General features: G+C 43.6%; 10 protein-coding genes and 2 pseudogenes. 11 read left to right on the forward strand and 1 reads right to left on the reverse strand.

Going from position 1 to position 10694, the window contains the following annotated elements; translation table 11 throughout:
* Positions 1-92 precede the first annotated feature (92 nt).
* The 5 genes from ACTNES_RS16780 to ACTNES_RS16800 all read left to right on the forward strand — a co-directional run bounded on the left by ACTNES_RS16780 (position 93) and on the right by ACTNES_RS16800 (position 4828).
* Complete coding sequence (locus ACTNES_RS16780; protein ID WP_441040161.1) at positions 93-431, forward strand: winged helix-turn-helix transcriptional regulator; 339 nt, start codon at positions 93-95, stop codon at positions 429-431.
* A 148-nt stretch (positions 432-579) separates the two neighbouring features.
* Positions 580-3411 (forward strand): phage tail tape measure protein, encoded by a 2832-nt coding sequence (locus tag ACTNES_RS16785; protein ID WP_441040162.1) that lies wholly within the window; start codon positions 580-582, stop codon positions 3409-3411.
* 3 nt (positions 3412-3414) lie between these two features.
* A complete protein-coding gene (locus ACTNES_RS16790; RefSeq protein ID WP_441040163.1) occupies positions 3415-3777 on the forward strand; it encodes a hypothetical protein in 363 nt (120 codons plus the stop codon).
* Between the two features lie 82 nt (positions 3778-3859).
* Positions 3860-4468, forward strand: a complete 609-nt coding sequence (locus ACTNES_RS16795) for a DUF1349 domain-containing protein (RefSeq protein WP_441040164.1) — start codon at positions 3860-3862, stop codon at positions 4466-4468.
* A gap of 30 nt (positions 4469-4498) precedes the next feature.
* The gene (locus tag ACTNES_RS16800) at positions 4499-4828 is read left to right on the forward strand and encodes an antibiotic biosynthesis monooxygenase family protein (protein ID WP_441040165.1); all 330 of its coding nucleotides are present in this window, start codon (positions 4499-4501) and stop codon (positions 4826-4828) included.
* 59 nt (positions 4829-4887) lie between these two features.
* On the opposite strand, the gene ACTNES_RS16805 is transcribed toward ACTNES_RS16800, so the two are convergent.
* Positions 4888-5325, reverse strand: coding sequence for a MerR family transcriptional regulator (locus ACTNES_RS16805; RefSeq protein WP_441040166.1), 438 nt, complete (start codon positions 5323-5325; stop codon positions 4888-4890).
* A 120-nt stretch (positions 5326-5445) separates the two neighbouring features.
* Here ACTNES_RS16805 and ACTNES_RS16810 point away from each other — a divergent pair, with 120 nt between their 5' ends.
* The 6 genes and pseudogenes from ACTNES_RS16810 to ACTNES_RS16835 all read left to right on the forward strand — a co-directional run.
* Positions 5446-6441 (forward strand): alpha/beta hydrolase, encoded by a 996-nt coding sequence (locus ACTNES_RS16810; RefSeq protein WP_441040167.1) that lies wholly within the window; start codon positions 5446-5448, stop codon positions 6439-6441.
* A 2-nt stretch (positions 6442-6443) separates the two neighbouring features.
* Complete coding sequence (locus ACTNES_RS16815) at positions 6444-6986, forward strand: flavodoxin family protein (protein WP_441040168.1); 543 nt, start codon at positions 6444-6446, stop codon at positions 6984-6986.
* 3 nt (positions 6987-6989) lie between these two features.
* Positions 6990-7544, forward strand: a complete 555-nt coding sequence (locus tag ACTNES_RS16820) for a cyclophilin-like fold protein (protein ID WP_441040169.1) — start codon at positions 6990-6992, stop codon at positions 7542-7544.
* 23 nt (positions 7545-7567) lie between these two features.
* Entirely contained in the window at positions 7568-8335 is a 768-nt protein-coding gene (locus ACTNES_RS16825) for a carboxymuconolactone decarboxylase family protein (protein WP_441040170.1), read from the forward strand.
* 87 nt (positions 8336-8422) lie between these two features.
* Positions 8423-10385, forward strand: a pseudogene (locus ACTNES_RS16830) (hypothetical protein).
* 6 nt (positions 10386-10391) lie between these two features.
* Positions 10392-10694 (forward strand): annotated as a pseudogene (locus tag ACTNES_RS16835) (hypothetical protein); the annotation flags it as partial.

Genomic DNA, 10694 nt, shown 5'->3' on the forward strand with positions numbered 1-10694 from the left:
AGTATGAACCGTCTTGCTTATAATTATATCCAAGAAAATTGCTAATTCAAGTACTGTCAAATAAGACAGGTACTATCTATGAGGAAAGTGCTATGATACAGAGTTACATCGAAAACGCCAATTTTGAAGATACCGGTTTTGCCTACACCCTGTCACTTATATCCGGCAAGCATAAGATGGTGATTCTATACTGTCTAATGGAGTTTGAAACGGTTCGGTTCAATGAACTGAAACGATATCTCAAAACCATCTCAGACAAGACTCTCAGCACCAACTTGAAGGAGTTGGAGACTGACCGGCTAATTATCCGAAAGGAGTATCCACAAATTCCGCCAAAAGTAGAGTACAGCTTGTCCGAGCGAGGAAAATCCTTGATGGTCGTCTTGGATCAGCTTTGTGTATGGGGTGAAAAGAATAAACTGGATGACTGAGAATTTCCAGTTTTTGTGGATTGTGGTTTGATAAATGTAAAAAAATAAGGCGTAGAGCATCAGCCATTAAGTTGACTGGTGCCTTTGTTGTGTAATGAGTCGAGAAATCGGCTCTTTTATTTTGCCATAAAATGAAGGGAGGTTCGGTATGGCTGCATCGAGAATTAAAGGTATCACCATTGAAATCGGCGGCGATACTACGAAACTTCAGACAGCATTAAAGGGTGTTAATACCGAGATTCGAAATACGCAGGCACAGCTTAAGGATGTGGAGAAGCTTCTTAAGCTGGATCCTGGAAATACAGAGCTTTTGGCTCAGAAGCATAGACTGCTTGGGGATGCGGTTAAGGAAACTAAGGAAAAGCTGGAAACCTTAAAGACAGCAGCGGAGCAGGCAGAAAAGGCATTAAATGATGGAACTATTTCCAAGAATCAGTATGATGCTCTGCAAAGAGAGATTATTGAAACAGAGAATGAGTTAAAGAGACTGGAAGAGCAGGCGAATCAGTCAGCTACGGCGTTACAGAAGATTTCTGCGACTGGTGAGAAGTTAAAGGATGTGGGTAGTAACATTGAAGGGGCAGGAAAGAAGTTGCTTCCGGTTACGGCTACCGTGACTGCGCTTGGTACTGCTTCTGTGAAGACTGCAGCAGATTTTGAAGCTGCCATGAGTAAGGTGGCGGCAGTATCCGGTGCAAGCGGAAAAGAGTTGGAAGACCTGACTGCTAAGGCCAGGGAGATGGGAAGTAAGACTAAGTTTTCTGCATCCGAGGCGGCTGAGGCTATGAATTACATGGCAATGGCCGGTTGGAAGACAGAGGATATGCTTTCCGGTATTGAAGGCGTTATGAATCTGGCGGCTGCTTCCGGGGAAGATTTGGCGACAACTTCTGATATCGTGACAGATGCACTGACTGCCTTTGGATTGTCGGCTCAGGATTCCGGGCACTTTGCAGATGTGCTGGCGGCGGCAAGTTCCAATGCCAACACAAATGTATCTATGATGGGTGAGACCTTTAAGTACTGTGCGCCGATTGCGGGTGCTTTGGGGTTTTCTGTAGAAGATACCGCAGAAGCCATTGGTCTGATGGCGAATGCCGGAATCAAGTCCACCCAGGCCGGTACTTCCCTTCGGACCATTATGACGAATCTTTCCGGTGAGGTTAAGATTTGTGGGGAAAATATCGGTGAGGTGACGGTTGCCACCACCAATGCTGACGGTTCCATGAGGGATTTGTCAGATATTCTGGCTGACTGCAGAACTGCCTTTAGCGGTTTGTCAGAATCGGAGAAGGCTGCAGCTGCTGAATCACTGGTAGGAAAGAATGCTATGTCAGGTTTTCTAGCGCTGATGAATGCAGGAGAAGGAGACATTACGAAGCTCTCAGGAGCGATAGATAACTGTAACGGGGCTGCGCAGAATATGGCAGACACTATGAATAATTATCTGGAAGGTCAGCTCACCATACTGAAATCTCAGTTGCAGGAGCTGGCCATTTCTTTTGGCGAGATTCTGTTACCGGCGGTGAAAAAGATTGTTGGATGGGTGCAGGGATTTATTGATGTACTAAACAGTCTGCCGGACGGTGTAAAGGAAACCATTGTGACGGTTGCACTGATTGCGGCGGCGCTGGGCCCGGTACTGATTATCATTGGCAAAATCATTACGGCAGTGGGTACGATTATGACCATTGTGCCAAAGGCGGTGGGTGTGATTAAGGCAGTGAAGACTGCATTTCTGGCACTGAATGCCACCATGCTTGCCAATCCGATTGTTCTGATTATTGCTGCTATTGTGGCATTGGTGGCGGCGTTTATCTATCTTTGGAATAACTGTGATGAGTTCCGGCAGTTCTGGATTGATTTGTGGGAAAGCATCAAGGAGATTGCGGTTGCAGTCTGGGAAGCCTTGAAGGAATTCTTTGCGGCGGCATGGGAGTTTATCAAGACTACAGCGGAAACGGTTTGGAATGGCTTGGCTTCTTTCTTTACCGGGCTTTGGGAAGGAATCAAGAATACCTTTACTACCGTTGTGAATGCAATCAGCACTTTTTTATCGACTATGTGGAATACCATCAAGTATGTGGCAGAGACTATCTGGAATGCGATTTCCACCTTCTTTACGACCATCTGGAATGGAATCAAGACCGTGGTGACTACGGTGGTTACGGCAATCAGTACCTTCCTTACTACAGCCTGGAATACAATCAAGACTGTGATTACGACTGTGCTGAATGCTATTAAGACGGTATTTTTTACAGTTTGGAATGCCATTAAAAATGTGATTACCACAGTGATAAATGGCATCAAGAACACCATCACGACGGTATGGAATGGCATCAAGAATACGGTGGCTACCGTTGTGAATGCTATCAAGACGACGGTGTCCACTGCTTTCAGTGCCATGTGGAATGGAATTAAGAATACCATTTCCGGAATCTACAATACCATCAAGAATGGTTTTACCAATGCGGTGAATTTCATTAAGAATCTGGCTTCTTCGGCGTTCAGCTGGGGAGCTGATATCATTAACGGTATTGTGAATGGCATCAAGTCCTGTATCGGTAAGGTAAAGGATGCGGTATGCAGTGTGGCAGATACCATCAAGTCTTTCCTGCATTTCTCTGTACCGGATGAAGGACCTTTGACAGAGTATGAGAGCTGGATGCCTGACTTTATGTCCGGACTGGCTAAGGGTATTGAGAAGAGCAAGGGTATGGTAAAGGATGCAGTGAGTGGTCTTGCTGCAGATATGGTGGTCAATCCTCAGGTGAATGCAGGTCAGATGACGATAGCTGGTGGTGGAGCTGTATCGAGTGCAGACTTAAGCAGTCTTGTCAGTGCGATTCGTGAAGGTGTGTCCGGAATAAATGTCGGCGGTGGCGATATCGTGATTCCTGTGTACCTTGGCGGTACGATGTTGGATGAAGTGATTGTAAATGCCCAGCAGAGGGCAAATCTAAGAAGTGGAGGAAGATAAGCGATGGCATTTTTTCAATATTTGAATTTTGATGGCGTGGATCTTCCTCTGGCGGATAGTTATGAAGTGGATATGGCGGATAAGGAAGCGGACAGTGGCGGAGAAACAGAGGCAGGAACCGTGCAGAAGGATGTGGTGAGAACTGGTGTTGTGACTATTTCTGTTTCCTTTTCTGTTACCCAGAAGTGGCTAAGGTTACTTACCGGGTATAAACAGCAGGAGAAGATAAGAGTTGGATTCTTTGACCCGGAGACTGCAAGTGTGAGACAGACGGAAATGTATGTGGATGGATTCAAAGCGAAGCTTAAGAAGGATACGAGCTATAGGGGGTTGTGGGTTGTGAGTTTCACTCTGAAAGAATTGTAAGATTATAATGACAGGACGCACTGATGTCGATATAATGGTAAGCAGAAAGAATTCTTATTTAACCGCGAAAGGGTAAATGAAAATGAAGATAAAAAAAGACCAATGGATATGGACAAGAGAACCTAAAGAATTTTCAGTTTCAGAGAAAAAGATTGAGATAATTACAAATCCATATACTGATTTGTGGCAGAGAACCTATTACCACTTTAGAAACGACAATGCACCGGTTCTTCAGTTGAAAACATCAGAGAAGTTCTTCTCTTTTATAGTGAAAACAGAATTTGAAAGCCAGGTGCGTTTTGACCAGTGCGGCGTGGTTATGTACCTTGATAGCGAGAACTGGCTTAAGGGATCTATTGAATATGAGAATGAAGAATTTCAGCATCTTGGAAGTGTAGTAACGAATAATGGGTATTCCGATTGGGCAACAACAGAAATTGATGCAGGAATTAAATCCATGTGGTATAGATTCAGCAGGCGCGAAGATGATTACTGCATCGAGTGTTCTGAGGATGGAGTCAAATATAAGCAGATGAGAATTTGTCATATGTATAAAGCTACAGATGAAATCCAGTTTGGAATATACGCGTGCAGTCCTGAGGATTCTTCGTTCAAGGCAACTTTTACCAATATGGAAATAACAGATTGTAAGTGGCTGGCACATGATGGGCAGTCACCAGATGAGGAATAAATATTCTTATTTAACCGAGGAGGTGGGGGTTTGAGCATAACAGTTAATATATATTATACAGGCGAAAAGGGGGCAGCACGAAAGTTTGCTGAAGAGATGATTTCGAGTGGCACAGTAGAGGCAATACGTAACGAAAAGGGGAATATACGATATGATTATTTTTACCCTGTTGATGACGCTGAAACTGTATTGTTAATTGACAGCTGGGAAAACCAGGACGCGATAGATGTGCATCATGGAACAGCTATGATGGATACAATTTTTAGATTAAGGGAAAAATACAATCTTCATATGAAGGTTGAGCGCTATCTTTTGGATGATGAAATTCCAGATTCTGACAAGAAATATATAAAAGAGTAAGTTCATATTTTCCGTGCAAAGATAATATATAAATGCCAGGCAGTTACGCCTGGAAAATTTTATTTGTGAGCTTTGTTATAAAGTTTTTGAATGTCCTTTGGGAGATTATCGGGGAGCATGGCATTAATTTTATTTTCGTTGCCATCAGCTATAGCGGTGTCATAATACCAACATTTGAATTCCAGCATGGCGAGAGTTTTTTCAAGCTGTTTGATTTCCTCTTTGACGGCAGCCTTTCGATGCTCAAATAATTCTTTTCGTTTTGTATAGCTGGATGAACCTTCAGTAACCCATTCAAAAAACTGTTTTATATCTTTGATTTCAAGACCGGATTGTTTTAAGCACTCGATGATACGGAGCGCTTCAAGTTCGTTATCACTAAAATACCGGATATTGCCTTTGCGTACAAGATTAGGGAAAAAGCCTTCTTTATCGTAATATCTCAAAGTAGAAATAGGAAGATGAAACATCTCGGATACCTGACCAATTGTGTACATAAAAATACCTTCTTTCAAAATTTGAAAATAATACTTGACCTAAAGTAAGGTTTAGGTCTTATGATAATATCATAAAGCAAAAAGACTTATTTTTCAATAATTTTTTACGGAGGTAGTACTATGAAGACAGAAGAACTAAAGATGGTTTCAGAGTGGGATAAGACCTTTCCCAAGAGTGAAAAGGTGGATCACAAGAAGATCACATTTGTAAATCGATACGGCATCACCCTTGCAGCGGACATGTATACGCCAAAGAATGCAGAGGGTAAACTTCCCGCCATTGCAGTGAGCGGTCCATTCGGTGCGGTAAAGGAGCAGTGTTCCGGATTGTACGCACAGACAATGGCAGAAAGAGGATTTCTCACAATTGCATTTGATCCCTCTTACACAGGAGAGAGTGGCGGTCTGCCAAGATATATGGCATCGCCTGATATTAACACAGAGGATTTTATGGCTGCAGTTGACTTCCTGTCCGTACAGGATAACGTAGATGCCGATAAGATTGGTATTATTGGTATCTGTGGCTGGGGCGGTATGGCGATTAACGCAGCAGCCCTTGATACAAGAATCAAGGCAACCGTCGCATCCACCATGTATGACATGACAAGAGTAAATGCCAACGGATATTTTGATTCAGAGGACAGCGAAGAAGCCCGATTTGCAAAGAAGCAGGCTATGAATACTCTTAGAACTGAAGAATATAGGAAGGGTGAGTATTCACGAGCAGGTGGATGTGTACCACTCCCGGTTCCTGATGACGCACCATTCTTTGTAAAGGACTACAGCGAGTATTATAAGGGAAGATGCTATCACGAAAGAAGCCTTAATTCTAATGAAGGATGGAACAGCATTGGCTGTCAGTCGTTTATGAATCAGCCGATTCTGAAATACAGTAATGAAATCAGAAGCGCTGTTCTTATCATACATGGGGAGAAAGCGCACAGCTATTATTTCGGAAAAGATGCATATGAGGCTATGATCAAGAGCAGTAAGTATGCTGCAAATAAGGAACTTCTTACGATTCCTGATGCAGTTCATACAGATCTCTATGATAACCTGGACGTAATTCCTTTCGATAAGATGCAGAAATTTTTTGAAGAGAATGGAGTGTGTTAATCATGGCAAAGAAAGTATTGATTATTTCAACCAGTCTTCGAGGTGGTAGCAATTCGGATATCCTTGCAAGAGAATGTGAGAGGGGTGCTAAAGAAGCTGGACACGAAGTAGAATATATTTCCTTAAAAGGAAAAGAGATAAAATATTGCATTGGATGTTTAGCCTGTCAGACGAAGGGAAACTGTGTTCTTAAGGATGATGTGGCAGAAATCATGGTAAAGGTTAAGGATGCAGAAGTAATCGTTTATGCCACTCCGATTTATTATTATGAGATGGCTGGACAGATGAAGACGTTGCTCGACCGATTGAATCCGCTTTTCCCTTCTGATTATGCATTCCGGGATATCTATATGATTGCAACTGCCGCAGAGGATGAGGACAGTGCATTTGAAAAAGCATACAGTGGTCTTAAAGGATGGGTAGACTGTTTTGGAAAGGCGAAACTAAAAGGCCTTGTAACCGGTGGTGGAATATCTGCGCCGAATGAAGCCGGCAATCATAAAAATGCTATGCAAAAAGCTTACGAGCTTGGAAAGAGGCTGTAAGGAATGAAGAAACTTATTTCAACGGTCCTGTTTATTGCTTTCGTACTTTGTTTGACAGCCTGTGGAAGCACATCAGATGATAAGGCTGGAATTCCAGTTCCGGAATCAGAAAACTATGAGGAACAGGTGAAGAATGAAGCCACAAACAATACAGACACGCCGGACAAAGAACTTGTTGATGGCGAAACGAATACGGCTTCTAGCGAGGAAAGTGAAATGAAATTATTTATCAATGACGTAGAAGTACCTGTCATCTGGGAAGAAAATGATTCGGTAGCAGAGCTTAGGGAAGATGCTTCAAAGGGCGATATTATTGTCTCGATGTCAATGTACAGTGACTTCGAGCAGGTGGGGCCATTAGGCAAGAAATATCATAGTGATGATAAACAGATGACCGTACATAATGGAGATATTGTCCTGTATAACAGCAGCAATATTGTCCTTTATTATGCTTCCAATACATGGTCATATACAAGGCTTGGGAAGATGGATCTACCGGAACAGGAAGTGATAGATTTGCTGGCGAACGGCGATGTTACAATCAAGATTTCAAGATAGTATTAGAAAAGAAGGTTGGTATTATGGAAAAAATAGTGCAGACAGCAGGCAGAGATACTCTTGGTGAGTTTGCACCGGAGTTTGCTTATTTTAATGATGATATTCTCTTTGGGGAGAACTGGAATAATCATGACATTGATGTGAAAACGAGAAGTATCCTCACAGTGGTCGCACTGATGTCTACGGGCATTACGGATTCTTCCCTCAAGTATCATTTGCAGAATGCAAAGAATCATGGCGTTACGCAGAGAGAAATATCTGCAATCATTACCCATGTGGCATTTTATGTGGGATGGCCAAAGGGCTGGGCGGTTTTTCATCTTGCAAAGGAAGTATGGCAGATGAACGAAGGCGATTTACCGTATGAAGATGAAGCTATGAGAGCGCACGCAAAGGAAATGGTATTTCCGATTGGACAGCCCAACGATGCATTTGCGCAATACTTTGTTGGAAAAAGCTACTTAGCACCTGTTTCTACAGAGCAGGTAGGAATTTTCAACGTGACTTTTGAACCGGGATGCCGGAATAACTGGCATGTTCATCATGCATCAGAAGGCGGCGGACAGATTCTTGTGTGTGTTGCCGGAAGGGGCTATTATCAGGAATGGGGTAAGGATGCTGTGGAAATGAAGCCGGGAGACTGTGTGAATATTCCGGTTGGAGTGAAGCATTGGCATGGGGCTGCACCAGATTCCTGGTTTTCTCATCTTGCGGTAGAAGTACCGGGTAAGGATGGCACAAACGAATGGTTAGAGCCTGTTACGGATGGGCAGTATGGAATACTTAAGTAGCCCGTAAAATCGTTATTTAGAAAATAAGATATCAAGCATCAGTCATTAAGTTGGCTGGTGCTTTATTCGTGGAAGGAAGGTGGTTTCTTGTATCCGGTGAGTGAGGCATTCCTGCAAGCGGTGCAGGAGAACACAAGAAGATATTATTGGTCAGGAAGGATTACGACAACGAAGGGTGCTACGTATGAGTTTGGTGCTGATGATATCGTAAAGGGGAGTGGTTATATTTCCAGTCAATGCTGCGGTTCTACGGAGATTGAGCTTGGTACGGTGTATGCAGCGGAGATGGGGGTCACGCATTTATCTGATATTGACAGATATACTTTGGAAGATGCTCTGGTGGAATTGTTCTATCATCTGAGACTATCGGATGGCACCTATGAAGAGGTTCCCATGGGAATCTTTGAGGTGTCGGAGGCTAACCGTAATATCAAGACTTTGGAGCTGAAAGCCTATGATTACATGCTCCGGTTTGATAAGAGTTTCAATGGTTTTGAAACCATTGGTACGGTGTATGATTTTTGTGAGCTTGTGTTGCAAGGCCTGTAAGGTAGAAATGGCGCAGAGTAAAGCAGATTATGAAGCGATGCCGAACGGAACGGAGATGCTTTCCATTTATACAGAGAATGATATTGAGACCTACCGGGATGTGCTCTACTATGTGGGGCAGGTTCTTGGTGGGTTTTTCTGTATCAACCGAGAGGGCAAGCTGGAACTAAGGAAATATGGCAATGAGCCGGTGATGGAGCTGGAAACAAAGCATCGTTTTACCAGCAGCTTTTCTGATTTCATCACAAGATACACAGCGGTTTCTTCTACCAACATGAAAACAGAAACGGCAGAGTATTATCATGTGGATCCGGATGACGGGCTGACAATGAATCTTGGAGTGAATCCGCTGTTGCAGTTTGGTCTTAAGGAAACCAGAGAGCAGCTGTGTATGAATATCCTGAATGACCTAGCTGTTGTGGATTATGTGCCTTTTGATTCCGAAACAATAGGAAATCCTGCTTTGGACTTGGGAGATGTGATCCGGTTTAAGGGTGGACAGGCAGACGAAAACAGGATATCTGCTATCACTTCCATGCAGTGTAAGATTGGCGGGAAGCACACGTTGAAAGGGGTTGGTAAGAATCCGAGACTGGCACATGCCAAGTCAAAGAATGACAAGAATATTTCAGGACTCTTAAATCAGATCATAGATAACAAAGAAGCTGGCAGGATTGGTATTCATACCTTTACCAATGCCAGCTCTTTTACGGTAGGTGAGAGTGATGTGAAGATTATTTCCATCGAGTTTGCACCGAATGAAGCGGTTATGGCGCAGTTCTTTGGGTCTGTGATTGTGGTAGTGAATGCAGACCAGGTGGAAAGGTCTGTGGTTGCAAGAGGGGATGTGGTGATTCCTTCGGTGGAAGTGGAAGAAGTTTTGGCAGAGGGTACTGCAGGTAATGAGGAAACTACGGATAGTGGAACAACTGATAGCGATGCTGCGGGGACTGATGTTGTGGATGAAACCGGTGGAAGTTCGGATAGTGCTGTTGCAGCAGAGGAGCCTGTTGTGATTGGCAACACAAAAGAGCAGACGCTGTCTGTGGAACTGCCTGTAGTCTGGAAGGAAGATGGGCAGGTGGTAGTTCATTTTACCTTTGAGTTCAATGATAACATCATCGAGATTCATCAGCCAGAAGAGACCTGGCATTCCGGGAAGCATTCCATCATGCTGTATTACCCGATTGAGAATCTGGTAGCGAATTACAGAAACATTTTCAATGTGTATGTCAGGGCAAATGGTGGAACAGTTACGGTGGATACCGGAGACTGTCTTGCGGCAATTATGGGCCAGTCAATGGGTGCCGGGGAAGCCTGGGATGGTGAGATCAAGATTGAGGACACAATTAAGAAGGCGAAAATCGGCGGTGTGCTTCAGATGGCTGCTGTTGATGAGAATATCACCTGGAAGATTGATGAGCTTGTGAAGAGAACCTACAGTGATGTGGTTCACGGAAGATTTGGAATCGGCGCATTTGCTATGCCGGTGGAAAGGTAGGTAAGGATGAAGCTGAAAGGTAATATGGTCATCGAGATGATTGATGATGCCACCGGGGAAGTGGTGGAAAGAGTTCAGGAAGAAAATATGGTGACGAATGCAGTAAATCATATCCTGGGATTGAATCCTATGGGTATTTTTTATTCTGTGGCCGGGGAGTATGATACGCATTTGCTTTGGAATGACAACATGCTCCCAATCTGTCCTAACATGATTGGGGGCATACTGCTTTATTCGGAAGCATTGACAGAGGATGCGGACAATATTTATCCATCCACGGCAAAGCTTCCTGTGGCTTATGCGTCCAAC

The organism is Blautia sp. HCP3S3_D9 (assembly GCF_052063845.1).
GTDB lineage: Bacteria > Bacillota > Clostridia > Lachnospirales > Lachnospiraceae > Blautia_A.

What these genes read in the sequence shown, in the direction of transcription:
- ACTNES_RS16820 (WP_441040169.1), top strand. Translation starts at nt 6,990, where the DNA reads ATGAAGAAACTTATTTCAACGGTCCTGTTTATTGCTTTCGTACTTTGT.
- ACTNES_RS16810 (WP_441040167.1), top strand. Translation starts at nt 5,446, where the DNA reads ATGAAGACAGAAGAACTAAAGATGGTTTCAGAGTGGGATAAGACCTTT.
- ACTNES_RS16780 (WP_441040161.1), top strand. Translation starts at nt 93, where the DNA reads ATGATACAGAGTTACATCGAAAACGCCAATTTTGAAGATACCGGTTTT.
- ACTNES_RS16785 (WP_441040162.1), top strand. Translation starts at nt 580, where the DNA reads ATGGCTGCATCGAGAATTAAAGGTATCACCATTGAAATCGGCGGCGAT.
- ACTNES_RS16805 (WP_441040166.1), bottom strand. Translation starts at nt 5,325, where the DNA reads ATGTACACAATTGGTCAGGTATCCGAGATGTTTCATCTTCCTATTTCT.
- ACTNES_RS16825 (WP_441040170.1), top strand. Translation starts at nt 7,568, where the DNA reads ATGGAAAAAATAGTGCAGACAGCAGGCAGAGATACTCTTGGTGAGTTT.
- ACTNES_RS16795 (WP_441040164.1), top strand. Translation starts at nt 3,860, where the DNA reads ATGAAGATAAAAAAAGACCAATGGATATGGACAAGAGAACCTAAAGAA.
- ACTNES_RS16790 (WP_441040163.1), top strand. Translation starts at nt 3,415, where the DNA reads ATGGCATTTTTTCAATATTTGAATTTTGATGGCGTGGATCTTCCTCTG.
- ACTNES_RS16815 (WP_441040168.1), top strand. Translation starts at nt 6,444, where the DNA reads ATGGCAAAGAAAGTATTGATTATTTCAACCAGTCTTCGAGGTGGTAGC.